The sequence below is a fragment of the Pseudomonas sp. CG7 genome, from assembly GCF_023701885.1.
Classification (GTDB): domain Bacteria; phylum Pseudomonadota; class Gammaproteobacteria; order Pseudomonadales; family Pseudomonadaceae; genus Aquipseudomonas; species Aquipseudomonas zanjanensis.
In genome coordinates this window covers 12882-35232 of the sequence record NZ_JABAEE010000025.1, presented here as the reverse complement: position 1 = coordinate 35232, position 22351 = coordinate 12882, and the positions used below count along the sequence as shown (strand labels likewise).

The 22351-nt window shown below is 63.1% G+C and carries 21 protein-coding genes and 1 pseudogene; 11 read left to right on the top strand and 11 right to left on the bottom strand.

What is annotated here, in order from left to right; all coding sequences use genetic code 11:
- Nucleotides 1-40 precede the first annotated feature (40 nt).
- Entirely contained in the window at nt 41-1282 is a 1242-nt protein-coding gene (locus HGO40_RS12735) for a TIGR03862 family flavoprotein (protein WP_250963290.1), read from the bottom strand.
- Nucleotides 1283-1560: 278 nt separating this feature from the next.
- On the bottom strand, nt 1561-2481 hold the full coding sequence (locus HGO40_RS12730; protein WP_250963289.1) for a histone deacetylase family protein: 921 nt from the start codon (nt 2479-2481) through the stop codon (nt 1561-1563).
- A gap of 73 nt (nt 2482-2554) precedes the next feature.
- Between HGO40_RS12730 and HGO40_RS12725 the strand changes: the two genes are divergently transcribed.
- The 3 genes from HGO40_RS12725 to HGO40_RS12715 all read left to right on the top strand — a co-directional run bounded on the left by HGO40_RS12725 (nt 2555) and on the right by HGO40_RS12715 (nt 4687).
- The gene (locus HGO40_RS12725) at nt 2555-3124 is read left to right on the top strand and encodes a GNAT family N-acetyltransferase (protein WP_207967007.1); all 570 of its coding nucleotides are present in this window, start codon (nt 2555-2557) and stop codon (nt 3122-3124) included.
- A gap of 103 nt (nt 3125-3227) precedes the next feature.
- Nucleotides 3228-4097 carry an acyl-CoA thioesterase II gene (gene tesB, locus HGO40_RS12720; protein WP_250963288.1) on the top strand — a complete coding sequence of 290 codons (870 nt, stop codon included), beginning with the start codon at nt 3228-3230 and terminating at the stop codon, nt 4095-4097.
- Entirely contained in the window at nt 4094-4687 is a 594-nt protein-coding gene (locus HGO40_RS12715; RefSeq protein ID WP_250963287.1) for an HAD family hydrolase, read from the top strand. Before tesB ends, HGO40_RS12715 begins: the two co-directional genes overlap by 4 nt.
- 126 nt (nt 4688-4813) lie before the next feature.
- Here the strand turns inward: HGO40_RS12715 and HGO40_RS12710 are convergent, their stop codons facing one another.
- Nucleotides 4814-5761: an alpha/beta fold hydrolase gene (locus HGO40_RS12710; RefSeq protein WP_250963286.1), complete on the bottom strand. Its 948-nt coding sequence runs from the start codon at nt 5759-5761 to the stop codon at nt 4814-4816.
- Nucleotides 5762-6646, bottom strand: a pseudogene (ypfJ, locus tag HGO40_RS12705) (KPN_02809 family neutral zinc metallopeptidase).
- Between the two features lie 252 nt (nt 6647-6898).
- Between ypfJ and HGO40_RS12700 the strand changes: the two are divergent.
- Nucleotides 6899-7777 carry a DMT family transporter gene (locus HGO40_RS12700; RefSeq protein ID WP_186730609.1) on the top strand — a complete coding sequence of 293 codons (879 nt, stop codon included), beginning with the start codon at nt 6899-6901 and terminating at the stop codon, nt 7775-7777.
- Nucleotides 7778-7987: 210 nt separating this feature from the next.
- On the opposite strand, the gene HGO40_RS12695 is transcribed toward HGO40_RS12700, so the two are convergent.
- Nucleotides 7988-9331: an MFS transporter gene (locus HGO40_RS12695; protein WP_250963285.1), complete on the bottom strand. Its 1344-nt coding sequence runs from the start codon at nt 9329-9331 to the stop codon at nt 7988-7990.
- A gap of 269 nt (nt 9332-9600) precedes the next feature.
- Between HGO40_RS12695 and quiC the strand changes: the two genes are divergently transcribed.
- The gene (quiC, locus tag HGO40_RS12690; protein ID WP_250963284.1) at nt 9601-11502 is read left to right on the top strand and encodes a 3-dehydroshikimate dehydratase QuiC; all 1902 of its coding nucleotides are present in this window, start codon (nt 9601-9603) and stop codon (nt 11500-11502) included.
- Between the two features lie 102 nt (nt 11503-11604).
- A complete protein-coding gene (locus tag HGO40_RS12685; RefSeq protein ID WP_250963283.1) occupies nt 11605-12282 on the top strand; it encodes a TetR/AcrR family transcriptional regulator in 678 nt (225 codons plus the stop codon).
- 149 nt (nt 12283-12431) lie between these two features.
- On the opposite strand, the gene HGO40_RS12680 is transcribed toward HGO40_RS12685, so the two are convergent.
- From HGO40_RS12680 to HGO40_RS12665, 4 genes are all read right to left on the bottom strand, one after another.
- Entirely contained in the window at nt 12432-13283 is an 852-nt protein-coding gene (locus tag HGO40_RS12680; RefSeq protein WP_250963282.1) for a shikimate dehydrogenase, read from the bottom strand.
- 5 nt (nt 13284-13288) lie between these two features.
- Complete coding sequence (aroQ, locus tag HGO40_RS12675) at nt 13289-13729, bottom strand: type II 3-dehydroquinate dehydratase (RefSeq protein WP_186706530.1); 441 nt, start codon at nt 13727-13729, stop codon at nt 13289-13291.
- 297 nt (nt 13730-14026) lie between these two features.
- Entirely contained in the window at nt 14027-15106 is a 1080-nt protein-coding gene (trmA, locus tag HGO40_RS12670) for a tRNA (uridine(54)-C5)-methyltransferase TrmA (protein ID WP_250963281.1), read from the bottom strand.
- On the bottom strand, nt 15103-16398 hold the full coding sequence (locus tag HGO40_RS12665) for an NCS2 family permease (protein ID WP_250963280.1): 1296 nt from the start codon (nt 16396-16398) through the stop codon (nt 15103-15105). Before HGO40_RS12665 ends, trmA begins: the two co-directional genes overlap by 4 nt.
- A gap of 204 nt (nt 16399-16602) precedes the next feature.
- Here HGO40_RS12665 and HGO40_RS12660 point away from each other — a divergent pair, with 204 nt between their 5' ends.
- Both HGO40_RS12660 and HGO40_RS12655 read left to right on the top strand, forming a co-directional pair.
- Nucleotides 16603-17058 (top strand): DUF4879 domain-containing protein, encoded by a 456-nt coding sequence (locus HGO40_RS12660; protein WP_250963279.1) that lies wholly within the window; start codon nt 16603-16605, stop codon nt 17056-17058.
- A gap of 161 nt (nt 17059-17219) precedes the next feature.
- Nucleotides 17220-17786 (top strand): DJ-1 family glyoxalase III, encoded by a 567-nt coding sequence (locus HGO40_RS12655; protein WP_250963278.1) that lies wholly within the window; start codon nt 17220-17222, stop codon nt 17784-17786.
- A 6-nt stretch (nt 17787-17792) separates the two neighbouring features.
- On the opposite strand, the gene HGO40_RS12650 is transcribed toward HGO40_RS12655, so the two are convergent.
- Nucleotides 17793-18080: a HigA family addiction module antitoxin gene (locus tag HGO40_RS12650; protein ID WP_186730615.1), complete on the bottom strand. Its 288-nt coding sequence runs from the start codon at nt 18078-18080 to the stop codon at nt 17793-17795.
- A 15-nt stretch (nt 18081-18095) separates the two neighbouring features.
- The gene (locus HGO40_RS12645; RefSeq protein ID WP_250963277.1) at nt 18096-18374 is read right to left on the bottom strand and encodes a type II toxin-antitoxin system RelE/ParE family toxin; all 279 of its coding nucleotides are present in this window, start codon (nt 18372-18374) and stop codon (nt 18096-18098) included.
- A 192-nt stretch (nt 18375-18566) separates the two neighbouring features.
- Here HGO40_RS12645 and HGO40_RS12640 point away from each other — a divergent pair, with 192 nt between their 5' ends.
- Genes HGO40_RS12640 through HGO40_RS12630 form a run of 3 tightly spaced genes read left to right on the top strand, consistent with a single transcriptional unit; the run spans nt 18567 to nt 22293 of the window.
- A complete protein-coding gene (locus HGO40_RS12640; protein WP_250963276.1) occupies nt 18567-19094 on the top strand; it encodes a (2Fe-2S)-binding protein in 528 nt (175 codons plus the stop codon).
- Nucleotides 19091-20092: an FAD binding domain-containing protein gene (locus HGO40_RS12635; RefSeq protein ID WP_250963275.1), complete on the top strand. Its 1002-nt coding sequence runs from the start codon at nt 19091-19093 to the stop codon at nt 20090-20092. Before HGO40_RS12640 ends, HGO40_RS12635 begins: the two co-directional genes overlap by 4 nt.
- Nucleotides 20092-22293, top strand: a complete 2202-nt coding sequence (locus tag HGO40_RS12630; RefSeq protein ID WP_250963274.1) for a xanthine dehydrogenase family protein molybdopterin-binding subunit — start codon at nt 20092-20094, stop codon at nt 22291-22293. The genes HGO40_RS12635 and HGO40_RS12630 overlap by 1 nt, the downstream gene beginning before the upstream one ends.
- Nucleotides 22294-22351 lie beyond the last annotated feature (58 nt).

Sequence of the window (22351 nt, the reverse complement as noted above, 5' to 3'; positions counted from 1 at the left end):
TGTGGGAGCGAGCTTGCGCGCGATGGCCGCGCCTCGGTCTTCAATCCAGGCGCTGTAACCACTCCACCACCCCCAACCCCGCCGCCCGGCCGCTGGCAAAGCAGGCGGTGAGCAGGTAGCCGCCGGGCGGCGCTTCCCAGTCGAGCATTTCCCCGGCGCAGAACACGCCGGGCAGGTGCTTGAGCATCAGGCGTTCATCCAAGGCCTCGAAGGTCACGCCACCGGCGCTGCTGATGGCTTCGTCCAGGGGACGAGGCTTCACCAGGGTGACCGGCAGGGCCTTGATCGCCTGGGCCAGTTGCGCCGGGTCAGTGAAGCACTCGGCCGGCGTGAGCTCGCGCAGCAGCGCCGCCTTGACGCCATCGATCCCCAGCTGGCTGTGCAAGTGCTTGGCCATCGAGCGTGAGCCGCGCGGTTTGTTCAAGGCCTGGAGGATTTTATCCACAGGCCGGCCCGGCAACAGGTCCAGATGAACGGTCGCATGGCCATGCTGGTTGATGGCTTCACGAATGGGCGCCGACAGGGCATAGACCAGGCTACCTTCGAGGCCGGTGACGGTGATCACGCATTCGCCGAGGCGTGGCACATCGTCGTTCAGGCCCATGGCGATGTTCTTCAGCGGGGCGCCGGCGAATTTGCTGATCATCAGGTCGCTCCAGGCCTCGACCTCGAACCCGCAGTTGCTCGGTTGCAACGGCGCCAGCGCTACGCCGCGTTGTTCCAGCGGTAGCATCCAGGCGCCATCGGAGCCCCGGCGCGACCAACTGCCGCCGCCCAACGCCAGCAAGGTCGCCTGGGGGCGCAAGGTTTTTTCGCCTTCCGGCGAGGCGATGCGCAAGCTGCCGTCGGGGTTCCAGCCGAGCCAGCGGTGACGGGTGGGAATCGCCACACCGGCATCACGCAGGCGCTTGAGCCAGGCGCGCAATAGCGGCGCGGCCTTCATGTCGGTGGGAAATACCCGCCCGGAGCTGCCGACAAAGGTGTCGATGCCCAGCCCGCGGATCCAGGTGCACAACGCGTCCGCCCCGAATGTTCGCAGCAGTGGCGCGAGGTTGGGCGCGCGTTCGGCGTAGCGGGACAGGAAGGCCGGGAAGGCTTCGGAGCGGGTGATGTTCATGCCGCCCACGCCGGCCAGCAGGAATTTGCGGCCCACCGATGGCATGCCGTCGTACAGGTCGACCTGCAAGCCGGCCTGGCTCAGCACCTCGGCCGCCATCAGGCCGGCGGGGCCGCCGCCGATGATGGCGATGTTTGGGGTAGAAGGCTGGACGGTGGAGGTCATGATGTGAACTGTGGGGGCTGGGCTAGGCGAGGCATTCTATCAGCACAAATCCCTGTGGGAGCGAGCTTGCTCGCGATGGCGGTGTGTCAGTGGCATTGATGTAACGGGTCCACCGCTATCGCGAGCAAGCTCGCTCCCACAGGGAATGCCGCTGTTTTTGAGAACTCTGATCAAAAAACAGCCAAGCCTCTGTACGCTTCAGGCGGCATAGCCTGTAGGCCGTTTCGCTCAGGTTATCCACAAGCCGCTCCACAGGCATTGTGGGTAAAGCCCAGGTTTCAGTGACAACCTGATGACGTCCAGACCCTTTGTGCGCTGTGGTGCAGGATCCCGTGGCGGCGGGCCAGGGCCTGGCGATCCTTGCTGTAGCCACCGCCGATCACTCCAACCACCGGGATGTCGCGCCCCAGGCAATGACGCATGACGCTCTCGTCCCGGGCGGCGAGGCCTTCGTCCGTCAGCTTCAGGTAACCGAGGGCGTCATCCTTGTGCACGTCGACGCCGGCGTCATACAACACCAGGTCCGGTTGATAGAGCGGCAGCAGGTAGTTGAGCGCATCGTCCACCACCTTCAGGTAAGCGGCGTCGCCCATGCCCATCGGCAGCGGGATGTCCCAGTCGCTTTGCGCCTTGCGTGCGGGAAAATTCTTTTCGCAGTGCAAGGAAACTGTCACGGCGTCCGGGGTGTCATGGAGTATTCGAGCGGTGCCGTCGCCCTGATGCACATCGCAATCGAAGATCAGCACCCGGGACACCCGGCCGCTGGCCAGGAAATAACGGCTGATCACCGCCAGGTCGTTGAAAATGCAGAACCCGGCCGGGTGGTCGTAGTGGGCGTGGTGGGTACCGCCGGCCAAGTGACAGGCCAAGCCGTGTGCGAGGGCTTGCTCGGCGGCCAGGAGCGAACCGCCGACGGCGCGCACCGTCCGGCGGGCCAGGGCCTCGCTCCAGGGCAGGCCCAGTCGCCGTTGGTCTTCACGGGACAACTCGCCGCCCATGTAGCGCTCGATATACGCGCGGTCGTGAGCCAGGGCGAGAATGTCCGGCGGACACAGTGAGGGGCGCAACAGGTCGGCATCGCGGGTCAGGCCGCTCTCCACCAGGTGGTCGCGCAACAGGCGAAATTTGTCCATGGGGAAGCGGTGTTCCGCCGGGAATTCGGGGCTGTAGTCTTCGTGATAGATCAGCGGTAGCGGCATGGTGTTTTCAGTGGTGATTGAGCCACGAATCCTACCAGCGATGTAGACTCTGAGGGCATGGAGGGGAGTGAAGATGGAGCCGATACTGGAGCTGGAAAGCGCACGGCTGATATTGCGGCAGTGGCGCGACGATGATTTGCCGGCGTTTGCGGCCATGTCTGCCGATCCGCAAGTGATGCGTTATTTTCCGGCGCCCTTGAGTCGCCTGGAAAGCGCTGCGTTGATCGGCCGTGTGCGCGGGCATTTTGCCGAGCATGGTTTTGGTTTGTGGGCGTTGGAACGCAAGGACACCGGGGCTTTCATTGGCTTTACCGGGCTGGGCGTGGTCGGGTTCGACGCGCCTTTCACGCCAGCGGTGGAGATCGGCTGGCGCCTGGCGCGCGAGCATTGGGGGCTCGGTTATGCCAGCGAAGCGGCGTGGACCGCGCTGCGCTGTGCCTTCGACCGCCTGGGGTTGGATGAAGTGGTGGCGTTTACCGCTGTGGATAACCTGCCGTCGCAGAAAGTCATGCAGGCCATCGGCATGCAGCATGATCCTGCCGACGATTTCGAGCACCCAAAACTCGCGGTCGATCATCCATTGCGTCACCATGTGCTTTATCGCATCAATCGTGAGCAATGGTTGCAGACCCTTCACGGTTAGCCGACACGGACGTTTACAATGCCCGCCAGAATGGCCTGGGCCAACAATCGATCCATCGCCGCGGCGTAGACTGCGGCAATTGCGCTGTGTGAGGAAAGTCTGAATGAGCCACGTGTTGGAAGATCTGGTCGACCTGCTGACCCTGGAACCGATCGAAGAGAACCTGTTTCGCGGTCGCAGCCAGGACCTGGGGTTTCGCCAGCTGTTCGGCGGCCAGGTACTGGGCCAGTCGTTGTCGGCGGCCAGCCAGACCGTGGAAGAGGCGCGCCATGTGCATTCGATGCACGGTTATTTCCTGCGTCCAGGCGATGCCGCGCTGCCGGTGGTCTACCAGGTGGACCGGGTGCGTGACGGTGGCAGTTTCAGCACCCGCCGGGTGACGGCGATCCAGAAGGGCAACCCGATCTTCACCTGCAGCGCCTCGTTCCAGTATGACGAGCAGGGTTTCGAGCACCAGAGCACCATGCCGCAAGTCGTCGGCCCGGAGAACCTGCCGTCCGAGCTGGCGCTGCCCCAGCAGCGCGCGCACCTGCTGCCCGAGCACATGCGTGAAAAACTGCTGTGCCCCAAGCCGATCGAAGTCCGCCCGGTCACCGAAACGGACCCGTACACCCCGCAACCGGCCGACCCGGTGAAATACGTGTGGTTCCGTGCCGATGGCGCCTTGGCGGACATCCCGGCCCTGCACAAATACCTGCTGGCCTACGCGTCGGACTTCGGCCTGCTGACCACCTCGATGCTGCCCCACGGCAAATCGGTGTGGCAGAAGGACATGCAGGTCGCCAGCCTCGATCACGCGTTGTGGTTCCACGCTGACCTGCGCGCCGATGACTGGTTGCTCTACGCCATGGACAGCCCGTGGGCCGGCAATTCCCGTGGTTTCTCCCGTGGCAGCGTGTTCAATCGCGCTGGGCAACTGGTGGCGTCGGTCACCCAGGAAGGCCTGATTCGCCTCCGCAAGGACTGGGCATGAGCCTGGCCGAGGTTCGTCACTGGGTGTTCGACATGGATGGCACGCTGACCATCGCCGTGCATGATTTCGCGGCGATCCGCGTGGCCCTGGCGATTCCGGCCGAAGATGACATTCTCACTCACCTGGCAGGGTTGCCCGCTGAGGAGGCCGCGGCCAAGCATGCCTGGTTGCTGGAACACGAGCGGGACCTGGCGCTGGGCTCCAAGCCTGCGCCGGGCGCGGTCGAATTGGTGCGCGAGCTGGCCGGGCGCGGCTATCGCCTGGGGATCCTGACCCGCAACGCCCGTGAGCTGGCCCACGTGACCCTGGAGGCCATTGGCCTGGCGGACTGTTTCGCGGTGGACGATGTGCTGGGCCGCGATGAAGCACCGCCCAAGCCGCATCCCGGTGGCCTGTTGAAACTGGCCGAGGCCTGGAGCGTGGCGCCCGACACGATGGTGATGGTGGGCGACTACCGCTTCGACCTGGATTGCGGACGTGCGGCGGGGGCGCGAACGGTGCTGGTGAATTTGCCGGACAATCCATGGCCGGAGCTGACGGATTGGCATGCGCGGGATTGCCTTGAGTTGCGGCGGATGTTGTCGGCTTGAGATTGATATTGGCTGGCTAGCCGCCATCGCGAGCAAGCTCGCTCCCACAGGGGATGTGTGGCGAACACAGAAAACCCTGTGGGAGCGAGCTTGCTCGCGATGAGGCCCTATCAGTCGACACAAAACTCATTGCCCACACAACACCCTCAGCCCCTCCGGCGAATTGAACATCCCATCCCCATCGTGCCCGACCCCAGGCACCTCGATCAGCCGCTGGTTCAGCCCCTCGGGATGGCGCCGGGTCAGGTAGTCGAAAAAGAAATGCCCACGCAGTAACCGATACGCCCCCTGGGTCTGTGCTTCACAACCCTTGTCCAACGCCGGATGCTCCGGATCGATGTCCTGCTGCCCGAGCAGATAAACGATATCGCGCTTGACGTAGTGTACCTCCAGCTGGGCGGGCGTTCGCCCAGCGGCATAGGCGGGCAGGTCCTGCAGGCCGTATTTCCAGCGGTTGAAGCCCGGGCAACTGGCGGCGTCGAAGGCCATGGGCCGTTGCGCATCGAAGTAGGCATAGGACGACGGGTTGGCGATGACGAAACGCGGGTTGATCCGGTATTGGCCTTGGGCGAGCAGGGCATAGCGCTGCACGACCTGGGCGCCGCCGGAATGACCGGCGATGACGATGTCCTTTACTTCGGGAAATTGCTGCCGGTCACTGACCCGCGCGACGATGTCGTCGAGGACTTGGAAGGAGCTGACCGGGTTGGGCCCCGTGGACAGGCCTGCGGCCATCCAATCATTGCCCTGCCAGCGCAGTAGATCATTAGGCAACGTGTGGCGAGCCACGTCCTGCTCGTTGAGGAATTGCGGGGCGATGACCAGCGTTGTGCCCTGTTGCCCGGCCTGCCCGGCAGCTTTTTCGGCGCTGTGCAGGTAGGTGTCGGCGTTGCGCCGCCGACCATGAAGGATGATCAGCACGCGTTGAATGGACGCCGGGGGCGGGCTGACGGCGACGGCCATGGCACCGCCCTTGAGTTGCAGGCGCCCCTGGGCGACCACGTTGACGCCGTGTTCATCGGCCTGGGCTGCGGCGCAGCACAGCACCAGCCCGATCAACGCCCACCCCTTCATCTACAGGGTTTTCGCCGCGAACGTGTCGCACTGACTGACCTGGCCCTGGGCGAAGCCGGTCTTGAACCAACGCACCCGCTGCGCCGACGTACCGTGGGTGAAGGAGTCCGGCACCACGCGGCCCTGGCCTTGCTGCTGCAAGCGGTCGTCACCGATGGCATTGGCGGCGGTCAAGGCCTCTTCGATGTCTCCCGGCTCCAGCCAGTTCAGGCGTTTCTGCGCATGGTTGGCCCAGACCCCGGCCAGGCAATCGGCCTGCAACTCCTGGCGCACCAACTAGCCGCCGTCGCCTTCCATCTGCCGGCCTTGCTGGCGTGCTTCCTGGATTTTTGCCGACACGCCGAGCAGCGTCTGCACATGGTGGCCGACTTCGTGGGCAATGACGTAGGCCTGGGCAAAGTCGCCGGCGGCGGCAAAGCGTTGGGACATTTCCTTGAAGAAACTCATGTCCAGGTAGACCTGCCGGTCCGCCGGGCAATAGAACGGCCCGGTCGCCGAGGAGGCCAGGCCGCAAGCCGAATTGACCCGACCACTGAACAGCACCAGTTTGGGCTGCTGGTATTGGCGTCCGGCCTGCTGGAAGACTTGGCCCCAGGTGTCTTCGGTATCGCCGAGGATCGAGCGCACGAACTCGGCCTGTTCGTCGGTGGCCGGTGGCGCCTGGCGGGTTTGTGACGTGGCGGGTGCGGACTGGTCCATCTGCCCGGCCAGTTGCCCGAGAATCTGCATCGGGTCCTGGCCGGTGATCCAGCCGATGCCGACGATCAGGAGAATGGCCGTCAGGCTCAATCCCTTGCCGCCGCCAAAACGCATTCCGCCACCGCCCCCACCATCACCACGGGCGTCCACCACGTTGTCACTGCGGCGACCGTTTTTCCATAACATGTGGGAGATCCTCTAAATGACGCTGCGAGAAATGACTGCTGTGGCGGTGAGTCTAGCTTTCAGGCGCCCAAGGTGCGCGCCGCGCTTGTGCTGTCAGGCAACGGACACGGGTTTTGGTTCATCGAAGTGCCGATCCTGCCTGGCGCCGGAATTTTCATTACACTGCCGATTCAGAACTTATCGGCATGCTCGCTGGCCCAACAACTGCATCGTGCGTCACGGCCCTTACATCAAGCAACGCAGGTTTCCCTCATGACCGTCAGCACACCGCTCTCCGGCGTCAATCAGGCTTTCAAGGGCATCGTGCTAATCCTGGCCGCAACGTTCCTGTTCTCCAGTCATGACGCGTTGTCCAAATACCTGTCCGGTTTTTATCCGATCGTCATGGTGGTCTGGGCGCGTTACGTGGTGCACACGTTGTTGATGGCGGGTATTTTCCTGCCACGCTCGGGGCTGCGGGTACTGCGTACCAAGCGCCCGTTGTGGCAGTTGGCCCGGGCGTTGTGCCTGCTGGGCACCAGTCTGTTTTTCACCACCGCGTTGATGTTCATACCTCTGGCGGAGGCGACGGCGGTCAACTTCCTCGCGCCCGTACTGGTGACGGCGCTGTCGGTGCCATTGCTGGGCGAACGGGTGACGCGCGGTCAATGGATCGCGGTGATCTTCGGTTTCATCGGGGTGTTGATCATCGTCCATCCCGGCGGCGATCTGTTCACCCCGGCGGTGCTGTTACCGTTCTGTTCGGCACTGTTTTTCTGCTTCTACCAACTGCTCACGCGCAAGCTCAGCGAGATCGACAGCCCGACCACCAGCAATTTCTTCGCCGGCCTGTGCAACACGTTGGTGATGAGCGCGCTGGTGCCGTTCTTCTGGCAAGTGCCGAGCCTGATGCACGGGGCGATGATGTTGGCGCTGGGGGCCTGCGGGATGACGGCGCACCTGATGCTGACCCAGGCCTTCCGCTTTGCCGCCCCGGCGCTGCTCGCGCCGTTCGGGTATTGCCAGATCGTGTTTGCCGGCCTGCTGGGCTGGTTGTTGTTCAACCACACGCCGACGCTGACCACCGTGGTGGGCATCGTCTTGATCTGCTTGAGTGGGTTGGCGGCGGCGTGGCAACAGCGGCGGGCGTAACCGTTCCATAGGCTCCTGTTTGGACCGGGGACATGGTTAACACCTGTGGCGAGGGGATTTATCCCCGCTGGGCTGCGCAGCAGCCCTAAGAACTGAGATTGCGGTGTATCTGGCTCACCGCATTCCTCTGGTTTTGGGGCTGCTGCGCAGCCCAGCGGGGATAAATCCCCTCGCCACAAATGTGCTCGGCTTGATTGCCCGGAGCTGGCCCTAGTATCGGTTTTCCAGCGTAGGCACCTTGCGCGGCGCCATGAAGTACAGCCAGGTCAGGGCAATGAAGTACATCGCCGGGATCAGGGTGAACAGCACGGTGTAGTTATTGTGGGTGATCGTGAGAATGTGGCCCACCAGTTGGGTCATGAACATCCCGCCGATGGCCGCGCACATGCCGCCGAAGCCGAACACCGTGCTCATCATGTGCTTGGGCGTGTAGTCCATCACCAGGCTCCAGATGTTGGCGGTCCAGGCCTGGTGCGCGCCAATGGCCAGGGAAATGGCGAACACCGCCATCCACAGGCTGCTGGAACCCGCGGCCATGATCACGCCGATGATGCAGCAGGCGAACAGCAGCATGGACACCAGGCGCGCCTTGATCGGGTCGAGGCCGCGGCCGATCAGGAACGACGACAGGATCCCGCCGCCGACGCTGCCGAAGTCGGCGGTGAGGTAGATGATGATCAGCGGGATGCCCATCTGGGTCACGTTGATGCCCAGGTTGTATTGCTGGTTCAGGAACGGCGGCAACCAGTAGAGGTAGAACCAGAATACCGGCGCGGTGATCGAGTAGGCCAGGGCGAACGCCCAAGTGCCGCGCATGCGCAGGATGCGCGAGAACGGTACGCGGACCGGGTCCGGTTCGTCCTGGGCCTGGAGGTAGTCCAGCTCCGACTGTTTGACGGTGGGATGGTCTTCAGGGGTGAAGTACTTCAGGCCCCAGAACAGCAGCCAGCTCCCGCCCAGCGCGGCCATGCACAGGACCGCCGCCTGCCAGCCCCATACGTGCAGGACCAGTGGCAGCAGCATCGGCGTGAACATCGCACCGACGTTGGTTCCGGCGTTGAAGATACCGGTGGCGACAGCCCGTTCGCCCGCCGGGAACCACAGCCGGGTGGTCTTCACGCAGGCCGGGTAGTTGGCGGCTTCGGTAAGGCCGAGAATGATACGGCAAACCATGAAGCCCACTGCCGACGTGGCCAGGCCGTGGGCGCCGGTCGCCAGGCTCCAGAGCAGCACGGCGCAGAAGAACACGCGCTTGACGCCGATCCGGTCGATCAGTCGCCCCTGCAACACGAAGCCAATGGCATACCCGACCTGGAACCAGAAGTTGATGTTGGCGTAATCCATCGCCGTCCAGCTCAATTCCTTGGCCAGGATCGGCTGCATGACGCCCAGGGCGGCACGGTCGATGTAGTTCAGGGTGGTGGCGAAAAACACCAGGGCGAGCATGCCCCAACGGGTCTTGCCCACGGCCATGGCGCCGCGGAACTTGTCACCGACGCTGCCGGTGGAGGCACCCAGGCCAGGGGCCAGGCGGGAGCTTTGGGAGGGAATCATAGCGTGTACCCGTTTTTGAAATTCTTATGGTTGGTCTGGGTCTGTCCATCGAGATTGGCGATCAGAGCCGGTGTCAATGTGGAAGCGATGGTGCGCAGTGAGCAAAAAATCGTCAATTCAGCCATGGGCATTGTGTTCGATAATCGCCCAAAAAACTAACCGGATGGTACATATTGAATTGCTGAAAGAAACCGGCAGCTCAATAATCGGCTGACTCTTTAAAAAGCGGCGCACCTTTGTAGCCGATGCCTGTCCCGGGAGCCGAAGTCATGCAGCGTTCCATTGCCACCGTGTCCTTGATCGGTACTTTGCCGGAGAAACTCGACGCCATTGCCGCCGCCGGTTTTGATGGGGTGGAAATTTTCGAGAACGACGTTCTTTATTACGATGGCAGCCCTCGGGAAATCAGGCAGATGTGCGCTGACCTGGGCATCGCCATCACCTTGTTCCAACCGTTTCGTGATTTCGAAGGCTGCCGCCGCGATCGTCTGCCGCGCAACCTGGAGCGGGCCGAGCGCAAGTTCGACTTGATGCAGGAGCTGGGCACCGACCTGGTGTTGGTGTGCAGCAATGCCTCGGCCGACAGCGTCGGCGATGAACAGATCCTGATCGATGACTTGCGCCTGCTGGCCGAACGGGCCGGTGCCCGCGGCTTGCGCATCGGTTACGAGGCGCTGGCCTGGGGCCGCCATGTGAATACTTATCAACAGGTCTGGAACATCGTGCGCCAGGCCGATCACCCCAACCTCGGCGTGTTGCTCGATAGCTTCCACACCTTGTCCCTCAAGGGCGACCCGAGCGCCATTGCTCAGATCCCAGGCGACAAGATCTTTTTTGTGCAAATGGCCGATGCACCGATCCTGGCCATGGACGTCCTGGAGTGGAGCCGGCATTTCCGTTGTTTCCCAGGCCAGGCCGAATTCTCCTTGCCGGGGTTCCTGGCGCCGATCATCAAGAGTGGTTATACGGGGCCGCTGTCGCTGGAAATCTTCAACGACGGATTTCGTGCCGCGCCGCCACGGGCCAATGCTGCCGACGGCCTGCGTTCGCTGCTGTACCTGGAAGAAAAGACCCGCCAGCGCCTGGCCGAAGAAGCGAGCGCCGTTGGCAATGCCGACATCCTGTTCGCCACACCACCGGCCAGCGAATACGACGGCATCGAATTCCTCGAGTTTGCCGTGGACGATAACCTCGGTGCCAAGCTCTCCCATTGGTTGGAACGGTTGGGGTTCGTCAAGGCGGGCCAGCATCGCTCGAAGAATGTCAGCCTGCTGCGCCAGGGCGACATCAACCTGATCCTCAACAGTGAACCGTATTCCTTCGCCCACAGCTTTTTCGAAGCCCACGGGCCGTCGTTGTGCGCCACCGCCGTGCGGGTGAAAAACAGCGCCAGTGCCCTGCAGCGGGCGGTTGCCTACAAGGGTCAGCCCTATCGCGGATTGGTGGGGCCCAATGAGCTGGAGCTGGCGGCGGTGCGTGCTCCGGACGGCAGCCTGATTTACCTGGTAGACCAGGACGCCGACGTCTATGGCACCGATTTCAACCTGCAACCGGGGGCGGTCATCGGGGCCGGGCTCAAGCGCATCGACCACATGGCGATGGCGCTGCCGGCCGACAGCCTCGACAGTTGGGTGCTGTTCTACAAGAGCCTGCTGGAGTTCGAGGCCGACGACGAAGTGGTCTTGCCCGACCCCTATGGCCTGGTAAAAAGCCGGGCGCTGCGCAGCCGCTGCAGTTCGATCCGCTTGCCGCTGAACATTTCCGAGAACCGCAACACCGCGATCTCACATGCGCTGTCGAGTTATCGCGGCTCCGGCGTGCATCACATCGCCTTCGACTGCGACGACATCTTCGCCCAGGTCAGTCGGGCCAAGGAGGCGGGCGTACCGTTGCTCGACATCCCGCTCAACTACTACGACGACCTGGCGGCGCGTTTCGATTTCGATGACGAGTTCCTCAGCGAACTGGCTTACTTCAACGTGCTGTACGACCGTGATGCCCAGGGTGGCGAGCTGTTCCACGTCTACACCGAGCCGTTCGAGGGGCGGTTTTTCTTTGAGATCATCCAGCGCAAGAACGGTTACGCCGGTTATGGCGCCGCCAACGTCGCGGTGCGCCTGGCGGCCATGGCCAAGTCCCGCAGCGGTGGCTTGCGGCACGCCAAGTTGTAGGGAAATCGTAAACGTGGCGGTAATGGGCGGTGCCGTGGCTTCCTTCAGTGCACGGTGCGGCCCATAATCGCCAGCCTGTGCAGTGATGGCCGTGAGCCCGCAATGACTATGAATCCAGAGCTTTCCGCAGCGCTCGACGAACCTGTCGCCCAGCCGCGCAAGAGTCGCAAGAACAACCCGGAGAAGACCCGGGAAAACATTCTTCAGGAAGCCATCGTCGAATTCGTCCAGCAGGGCCTGGCGGGTGCCCGGGTCGACGCCATCGCCGAGCGCATCCACACCTCCAAGCGCATGATCTACTACTACTTCGGCAGCAAGGAGCAGTTGTACGTCGAGGTGCTGGAAAAACTCTACGGCGATATCCGCACCACCGAGAGCCGCCTGCACCTGGCGGAACTGGCCCCGGTGGACGCGATCCGGCGCCTGGTGGAATTCACCTTCGACCACCACGATCGCAATGTGGATTTCGTGCGCATCGTCTGCATCGAGAACATTCACAACGCCGAGTACGTGAAGCAGTCAGGCGCGATCAAGGCGATGACCAATACCATCCTCGATTCCCTGGGGGTGATCCTGCGGCGCGGCGCCGAAGAGGGCGTGTTCCGTGCCGGCCTCGAACCGCTGCATGTGCATCTGCTGATCAGCTCGTTCTGTTTCTACCGGGTGTCCAACCGCCAGACGTTCGGTGAGATCTTTCAGATCGACCTGTCGGATGAAGCGGTGAAGCAGCGGCATCGGCAGATGGTGTGTGAATCGGTGTTGCGGTACTTGCAGGCCTGACACCGAACCTGATGTGTGTGCGGGCTTATGTGGGAGCGAGCTTGCTCGCGATAGCGGTCGATCAGCCAACATCAGTTGCGACTGACACACCGCCATCGCGAGCAAGCGCGCTCCCACAGGTCATTTCCACAGGGGATTCATCACCGGCTTCAGTGATTCATGCTCTGAAAATGCGCCAGCATCCGCTGCCCGTCCGGCGCCACGCCACTGAACAGTTCGAACGCCTTCACCGCCTGGAACACCGCCATGTTGCCGCCATCCAGCGTGCGGCAGCCGATGGCGCGGGCGTTGCGCAGCAGCTCGGTTTCCAATGGGAAGTAAACGATTTCCGCGACCCACAAAGCGCTCCGCAACAACTCGACCGGCACTGGCATGCCCGGCAGTTTCGCCATGCCCATGGGCGTGGTGTTCACCAGACCGTCGGCCTCGGCCATGGCCGTTGGCAGGTCATGCCCGGCGCGAGCGCGGCCGGTGCCGAAGTGTTGATTCAAGTTGTTGGCCAGTGCCTCGGCGCGGCTGACTTCGACGTCAAAGATGCTCAGGGTTTCCCCGCCCTCTAGCAACAGCGCATGGGCCACCGCCGCGCCAGCGCCCCCCGCGCCCATCTGGACCACGCGCGTGCGCGCCACTTCCCCCAGGCCACGGCGAAAACCTTCGGCGCACCCCAGGCCGTCGGTGTTGTGGCCGATGCGCTTGCCGTCCTTGAGCACCACCGTATTGACCGCGCCGATGCCTCGGGCCTCGGGCGACAGCTCGTCCAGCAGCGGGATGATCGCCTGCTTGCAGGGGAAGGTGATGTTCAGGCCGGTGAAGTCCATGCGTTCGGCGGCCATCAGCAAATCGGCCAGGGCACCGCTGTCGAGCTTCAACGCGTCCAGGTCGATCAGTCGATAGAGATAACGCATGCCTTGGGCATCGCCTTCGCGCTCATGCAGCGCCGGCGTGCGGGACGCCGGGATACCCGCGCCGATCAGGCCGGCCAGCACAGTGATATTCGACATGCCCATCAACCCTTCAACCGCTGACTGAAATGTTCAAGGGCCAGGCGATAACCATGGCTGCCAAACCCGCACATCACGCCAATGGCGACGGATGAGACAAAGGAGTGGTGGCGGAAGGTTTCACGGGCATGAACGTTGGACAGGTGGACTTCGATGACCGGCACTTCGCTGGCCACCAGGGCGTCACGGATCGCCACGGAAGTGTGGGTCCAGGCCGCCGGGTTGATGACGATACCGGCGCACCGGCCCCGGGCACCGTGAATCCAGTCCAGCAATTCGCTTTCCTGGTTGGTCTGGCGGAACTCTACCGCCAGGCCGAATTCGTCGGCGGCGCGCCCGCACAGTGCAGAGATATCGGCCAGGGTTTCATGGCCGTAGGTGGCCGGCTCGCGGGTGCCGAGCAGGTTCAGGTTCGGGCCGTTGAGCACCAGAACGATCGGAGGCATCGCAGTTTCTCCACATTTTTATTGTTGGTGTCGGCGGGGTTTCAGCCGGTGGAGATAAATTGTACTAGATGGTTAATTTGGTCAAATAAAGCCGCGGTCGTTGGGCAATAAGTGTTCGATGATCGAACATTGCCGGCCGAAAGGTGAGGGAGAGCAATTGTGGCGAGGGGATTTATCCCCGCTCGAGTGCGCAGCACTCGCAAGAGGCCAGACAAGACAGAGCAGAGGGCCGCTTCGCAGCCCAGCGGGGATAAATCCCCTCGCCACAGGGTAATCCTTCACCCCGAAAGGGAGGACTCAGCGCCGAGTCAACAACACCCCGGATTCCATGTGATGGGTCCAAGGAAATTGATCGAACAACGCACAACGCGTGATGCGGTGGGTGTCGTTCAGTTGCGCGATGTTCGCGGCGAGGGTCTCCGGGTTGCAGGAGATGTAGAGGATGTTGTCGAACCGCCGAGTCAACTCGCAGGTGTCCGGGTCCATGCCGGCACGTGGCGGGTCGACGAATACGCTGCCGAATTCGTAGCTTTTCAGGTCGATGCCCTGCAGGCGACGGAACGGTCGGACTTCGTTCAAGGCTTCGGTCAGTTCTTCGGCGGACAGGCGCACCAGGGAGACGTTATCCACAGCGTTTTCGCTGAGGTTGCTCAGCGCGGCGTTCACCGAGGTCTTGCTGATTTCGGTGGCCAGGACTTTGCGCACGCGGGTGGCCAGGGGCAGGGTGAAGTTGCCGTTGCCGCAGTACAACTCCAGCAGATCGTCGCTGCGATCGCCCAGCGCTTCATAGGCCCAGTTGAGCATCTTCTGATTCACCGTGCCGTTGGGCTGGGTGAAGGCACCCTCGGGTTGGCGATAGCTGAAGGTGCGGCCGCCCACTTCAAGTTTCTCCACCACGTAATCGTGGCCGATCACTTCCCGCTTGCCCTTGGAGCGGCCAATGATGCTGACGCCCAGGTCGGCCGCCAATTTTGACGCGGCCGCGTGCCAGTGCTCGTCCAGCGGGCGGTGATAACACAGGGTGATCATCGCATCGCCCGCGAGGGTGGTCAGGAATTCCACTTGGAACAGCTTATGGCTCAGGGGCGCACTGGCTTGCCAGACGGCCTTGAGCTGCGGCATCAATTGGTTGATGCGCAGGCTGGCAATGGGAAATTCCTCAATGAGGATCGGTGTGCGTTTGTCGTCCTGGGAGAACATTGCGTAATGCCGTTCGCCGGCCTCGCGCCAGAGGCGGAATTCGGCCCGCAGGCGAAAGTTTTTCAGGAGCGAATCGAACACCGCAGGTTCCGGTGCGTCGAACGGCGCCAACAGGTCACGCAAGCGGGCGACCTTGTCCTGTAACTGGGCGGCGTAGGCCTGGGAGTCAAAAGTCATGCGTTGAACCAACCCAACTTGATCACGAACAGGATCGACAGAATAACCAGCGCCGGGTTCAGCTCACGGCCACGGCCAGACACCAGTTTGATGGCGGTCCAGGCGATGAAACCGAAAGCGATGCCGTTGGCGATGGAATAGGTGAATGGCATCGCCAGGGCGGTCACCACCACGGGCGCGGCGACGGTGATGTCATCCCAGTCGATTTCCGCCAGGCCCGAGGTCATCAGCACGGCGACGAACAACAGGGCTGGCGCGGTGGCGAAGGCCGGGACGCTGGCGGCCAGTGGCGAGAAGAACAGCGCCAGCAGGAATAGGATCGCCACCACGATGGCGGTCAAACCGGTGCGGCCGCCGGCGCTGACGCCCGCCGCCGATTCGATGTAGCTGGTGGTGGTGGAGGTGCCCAGCAGCGAACCGGCCATGGCGGCGGTGCTGTCGGCGATCAGCGCACGGCCCATCTTCGGCATGTGGCCGTCCTTGCCCATGAGTCCGGCGCGCTTGGCCACGCCAATCAGGGTGCCGGAGTTGTCGAACAGGTCGACGAACAGGAAGGCAAAGATCACGCTCACCAGGCCGATGTCCAGGGCGCCCTTGATGTCCAGTTGCAGGAAGGTCGGGGCCAGGGACGGTGGCGCGGAGATGACGCCGTTGAACGGGGTGAAGCCCATCAGGATCGAAACGATGGTGACCGCGAGGATACCGATCAGCACCGCGCCGCGTACTTTCAAGGCTTCGAGGGCGACGATCAGGACAAAGCCGAGGGTCGCGAGGATCGGCGCCGGTTGCTTCAAGTCGCCGAGGCCCACCATGGTCGCCGGGTTTTTCACCACGATGCCGGCATTGTTCAGGGCGATCAGCGCCAGGAACAGGCCGATACCGGCGGCAATGGCCGAGCGCAGCGGCAGCGGGATGCTGTTGATGATCCACTCGCGGATGCGGAAGATCGACAGCAGGAAAAACAGCACGGCGGAGACGAATACCGCGCCTAGGGCCACTTGCCAGGTGTGGCCCATGTGCAGGACCACGGTGTAGGTGAAGAAGGCGTTCAGGCCCATGCCCGGCGCGAGGGCGATCGGGTAGTTGGCGATCAGGCCCATGACCGTGGAGCCAATGGCCGCCGCCAGGCAGGTGGCGACGAACACCGCGCCCTTGTCCATGCCGGTTTCGCCGAGGATGCTCGGGTTGACGAACAGGATGTAGGCCATGGCCAGGAAGGTCGTGCCGCCCGCCAGGATCTCGGTCCGCACGTTGGTGTTGTGTGCCTTGAGTTGAAACAGCCTTTCCAGCATGTCTGCTCCCCGTGGCGCGCCCGGCGCCGTGAATGTATCGACCTCAACAGCAAAGCACAGGTCGCCAGCGGCGCCCGGGAATTTTCTGCGGGTCGGAAAAAGCCGCGCATCATACCAGCAGCGTAGCGTTGTGGCTGCGATCGTCGTCGATGTTTTGCCAACGCGCCAAGTGGGCCATACTGCCCGCGGTTCCGGGAGGTCTCTATGCTTCACATGAATAAAAAGCGGCTGGTGGCCGTGGGCTGCGCGCTGGGCCTGTGGATGCCCGGCCAGGCCGTCAATGCCGCGTCGGCACCGCCCTTGAGTGAGGTCAAGGTGCTCAAGGTCGAGTCGCCGGCCTGTGGTTTCGAGGACATCGTCCCCGGGCAGGCGCAGACGCGTTGCGATCACAGCGGGCCGAACATCAAGGTCTACGTGCTGGAGGTCGGCTATGGCCATCAGCCCCATGTCACCCTGGACGGCTTTGAAGTCGACGGCACCCGCTCGCCGGTATGTGCCTACGGCAATGGCAATCTCAACGACTGCTCGGTGCGGACCAAAGTCGTTGGCTATGTGTACATTTTCGACCTGAAGGGCAAGCAAGAGGGCACCTTCAGCTTCAGCAACCAGTCGATCAACGCCCCGGGCAACCGGATGTCGACCCAGTTGTACATCAAATAGCCCGGCTCCCGCGTGGGAACTGCATAACCGCTGTGTAGGAGCTGCCGAGCGAAGCGAGGCTGCGATCTTTCCCCAGACGCTTGAGTCTCAAGCGCCTGTAAAAAGATCGCAGCCTTCGGCAGCTCCTACACTACAGGCATCACCCAGTGGAGAGAGCGCCCATGATTCCTGGAACCAAGATCCCCCGAGCCCTGATCGCCGTTGCCGAGGGCGTCGACGACTTGCAGACGGTCACCTTGATCGATGTGCTGCGGCGCGCGCAGATCGAAACCGTGGTGGCGAGCATCGAAGGACGGCGCATGCTCACTTGCGCCCGCGGCACGCGCCTGACGGCCGATGGCATGCTGGTGGACGTGCTCGTGCAGGATTTCGACCTGGTCGTCCTGCCGGGCGGCATCATCGGCGCTCAGCACTTGGCGGCCCATCAGCCGCTGCAACAATTGATCAAGGACCAGGCCGCCGCCGGGCGTTTCTTTGCCGCCATCGCCGAAGCCCCGGCCCTGGCGCTACAGGCCTTCGGCGTCCTGCGCCAGCGCCGCATGACCTGCCTGCCAGCGGTAAGCCAGCAACTGTCCGGTTGCAGCTTCGTGGATCAGCCCGTGGTGGTAGACGGCAACTGCATCACCGCCCAAGGCTCGGCCGCCGCCCTGGCGTTTGCCTTGATGCTGGTGGAACAACTCAGTGGCAAGGGCGTGAGGAGCGTGGTGGCGGCGGAGTTGCTGGCCTGACGGAGGTCAAGCGTGTTGGGGGAAAGGTTCGATCGCGGGTTGCTCGCGGCGCTCGGCTTGCCACAAGTCATAGTCGGCCTGGACGCCCAACCACACCCTGGCCTTGCCGATCCCGGCACGTTCCAGGCGCACCGCCAGATCGGGGCTGATGGGCGCATGGCCATGCAATACCCGGGAGAGATGAGGCCGGGCGAAGCCCAGGTGTCGTGCCAGTTCGGTGACCGTGATGCCCAGCTCGGGCAACACGTCCAACCGCAAGGTTTCGCCAGGGTGTGGCGGATTGTGCATGGGCATGTTCCAGCCTCCTGATCAGTGGTAGTCCAGATAATCGACCAGTTCGATATCGGACCCGATGAAACGAAAAATAACCCGCCAGTGTCCCGAAACCCCCAGCGACCAGTATCCATCCAGCCCACCCTTGAGCGGATGCAATCGCCATCCCGGGATATCCAAGTCGTTGGCGGCCTGCGCCCTGTCCATGAACTGGAGCATGCGGGCCAGGCGTTTTCCGTGGTCCGCCCGGATACCACGGGTCGACCCCGTCTCATAAAAGAGCCTGAGGCCTTTGTGCTGGAAGGATTTAATCATGGAACAGAGTGTAAGGCGATACATTACACTCGGTGCGGTACATATATACCGCACAGGCCCGTTAAATTCATGTTGCTTGCAGTGCCCGCAGCATCGCAATTGCCTTGAACGCATCACCCCACCCTGAAGTCGTAACCCTTATGACGGCGGTTTCCCAAAACGCCGCGAGTACGACCAACCGTGAGGTGTTCCATGAGCGCGACCCTGTCCGAAGCGACGTCGGCGTCCTTCGTCCGTCATCCGATTCGCCTGACCCTCAATGGCCAAGTGCGAGAGTTGCAAGTGCTGGCCTGGACCACCTTGCTGGACCTGCTGCGTGAGCAACTGGACCTGGTGGGCAGCAAGAAAGGCTGCGACCACGGCCAGTGTGGGGCCTGCACTGTGCTGCGCGATGGCAAGCGGATCAATGCCTGCCTGACCCTGGCGGTGATGTGCGACGGCGCCGAATTGACCACCATCGAAGGCCTGGCCAGTGATGGGGCATTGCATCCCATGCAGCAGGCGTTCATCACCCATGACGCGTTCCAGTGCGGCTACTGCACGCCGGGGCAGATCTGTTCGGCGGTGGGGCTGGCCAACGAGGGCAGGGCGCAGACCCGCGCACAGATCAGTGAGCTGATGAGCGGCAATCTGTGCCGGTGCGGTGCCTACAACAACATTCGCGATGCCATTGAAGACGCCTTGCCTCGTTGCCGTCAGGAACAAGGGGGTGACCGATGAACCCTTTCCAATACAGCAAGCCGGACACGGTGCAGGCGGCCGTCGATCTGTCGAGCCCGGTGTCCCGCTTCATCGCCGGCGGCACCAATCTGCTGGACCTGATGAAGGAGAACCTCACCCGCCCTGAACACTTGATCGACATCACCGGCTTGCCCCTGGCGGACCTCAGTGAAACCCCTTCCGGCGGGGTGATGATCGGGGCCTTGGTGAGCAATGCCGACCTGGCCTGGCACCCGTGGATCGAACGCCGTTATCCACTGCTGGCCCAGGCGATCCTGGCGGGTGCCTCGCCGCAACTGCGCAACATGGCCAGCACCGGCGGCAATCTGCTGCAACGTACCCGCTGCTATTACTTCTATGACGCGAGCGTGCCGTGCAACAAACGCCGGCCCGGCAGCGGGTGCCCGGCCCGGAACGGTTTGAACCGCATCCACGCGATTTTCGGTGCCAGCGATCAATGTGTCGCCACCCATCCCTCCGACATGTGCGTGGCCTTGGCGGCCCTGGAAGCGGTGGTCCACGTCATGGGACGGGGCGGGGCGCGGACCATCGAGTTCGCCGATTTCCATCGTCTGCCCGGCGATGCCCCGGAACGTGATAACCAGTTGGCTGACGATGAATTGGTCACCGCCATCGAGTTGCCTGCCGCCGGTTTTGCCGACCATAGCCACTATCTGAAGATCCGTGACCGTGCCTCCTACGCCTTTGCCCTGGTTTCGGTGGCGGCGGCGCTGGAGCTGGACGGGCCGGTGATTCGCCAGGCACGCCTGGCCCTGGGAGGCGTGGCGCACAAACCCTGGCGCGACAGGGCGGTGGAGAGCTGGCTGACCGGGCAGACTGTCAGCCGCGAAACGTTCACCGCCGCCGCCGATGCGCTGCTGCAACACGCCGAGCCGCTGGAGCACAACGGCTTCAAGGTCAGGTTGGCGCGGCGGGCGATCGTCCGCGCCTTGAGCAATGCCGCGTTGGGTAGCGCACCGCAGGGAGGACACGCCTGATGAACGCTTCGAGCAAATCCATAGGGCAGCCACTCGACCGGGTCGATGGCTTGCTCAAGGTGACGGGCCAGGCGCGTTACGCCGGTGAATATCCCGAGGACGGCCTGCTGCACGGCAGCGTTGTGTCCGGTACGGTCGCCCGTGGCCGTGTGCTGCGCATCGATGCGTCCAGAGCCTTGGCGCTGCCCGGCGTAGTCGCAGTCATCGACCACACCAACCGGCCGAGAATCGCCAGCTACGATGAGCCCTACCAGGATGCCGATGCGGCGGATGGCTCGCCGTTCCGGCCGTTGTACAACGACCAGATACTCTACAGTGGCCAGCCACTGGCCCTGGTGGTGGCGGAAAATCTCGAGCTGGCGCGGTATGCCGGCTCACTGGTTGATATCGAATACGCGGCCGAGGATCACCAGACCGATCTGAAAATCCTGCAAAACGAGGCCCAACCGGCACCCGCTGAATTGCCCAAGCCTCGTGGGAATTTTCAGGGCGAGTACGCCAGTTCCGCGCTCAGCGTGGATGTGTCCTACAGCACGCCGGTGGAACACCACAACCCGATGGAACCACACGCCTCCACCGTGCTGTATCAGCCTGACGGCAGCCTACACATCCACGACAAGACCCAAGGCACGCAAAATTGCCAAGCCTATGTGCAGAAGGTCTTCGGCCTTGAGAAAGAGCAGGTGCGCGTGTTTGCCGCGTTTGTCGGCGGCGCCTTCGGTTCCGGACTGCGTCCGCAATATCAATTGCCGTTGGCGGTGATGGCGGCACTGGCCCTCAAGCGTTCGGTGCGGGTCAGCCTGACGCGCCAGCAGATGTTCACCTTTGGCTATCGGCCGCGCACGTTCCAGCGCGTGCAGCTGGGGGCGGCGGCCAATGGTCGCTTGCTGGCCGTGGCGCACACCGCTGTCGGCCAGACCTCGCGTTTCGAAGACTTCACCGAGCACGTGGTGGAGTGGAGCGGCATGCTCTATCACTGCGACAACGTGACATTGACCTATAAGTTGGTGCCGCTGGACGTCTACACGCCCCTGGACATGCGTGCGCCCGGCGCGGCCCTGGGGCTGATCGGCCTGGAATGCGCCATGGATGAACTGGCCTGTGCCCTGGCGATCGATCCGGTGCAACTGCGGTTGATCAACTACGCCGAACGCAACGAGAACGAAGGCAAGCCCTATTCCAGCAAGGAACTGCGTGAATGTTATGCCCAAGGTGCCCGTCGTTTCGGCTGGGACAAGCGCAATCCGGAACCGCGCAGCATGCGTGAAGGCCGGCAACTGGTCGGCTGGGGCATGGCCGGTGGCGTGTGGGAGGCCATGCAGCAGAAGGCCAGTGCCCGGGCCTCGCTGGATACGAATGGCAAGCTGACCGTCAGCAGCGCCACCACGGACATCGGCACCGGGACCTACACGGTCATGACCCAGATCGCCGCCGAGGCGTCAGGCGTTTCCCTTGAGAACGTCACGTTTGTCCTGGGCGATTCATCGCTGCCCACCGCGCCGTTGCAGGGCGGTTCGTTCACCGTCTCGTCGGTGGGCACCGCCGTGCAGCAGGCCTGTGAGGCGCTGAAGGAAAAACTCCTGGCCGTGGCCCGCCAGGCGTGTCCGGCCTTCAGCGGCGCGACCCTTGAGCAGGTGACGTTTGCCGATGGCCAGCTGCGGCTGGGCGAAGCGAGTGTGGCATTGGCAGAGCTGGCGCAGAAAAGCGGCGAGACACCGCTGCAGGCCCAGGTCACCGCCGAGCCGGACAAAAAACGCCAGGCCTACGCCACGGCCACTCACTCGGCGGTGTTTGTCGAAGTGTGGGGGGACGAGGATTTGGGGACGGTGAAGGTCAACCGAGTGGTCAGTGCCATCGCCGCCGGCCGGGTCGTCAACCCGAAAACCGCCCGCAGCCAGATTCTCGGGGGCGTGGTGTGGGGCGTCGGCATGGCCCTGCACGAAGAAACCCTGACCGACCACGCCCTCGGACGCCACATGAACCACAACCTGGCCGAGTATCACGTGCCGGTCAGTGCCGACATCGGTGACATCGAGGTGATTTTCGTCGAGGAACAGGACGATATCGTCAATGCGCTCGGGTCCAAGGGCGTCGGTGAGATCGGCATCGTCGGGGTGGCCGCGGCGGTGGCCAATGCGATCTACCATGCCACTGGCAAGCGGGTGCGGGACTTCCCAATCACCCTCGACAAATTAATCTAGTGGCCTGTGTGGCTAATTCGTGCACTCAACTTCGGCGCCAGAACTTGCCAGGCTGCGT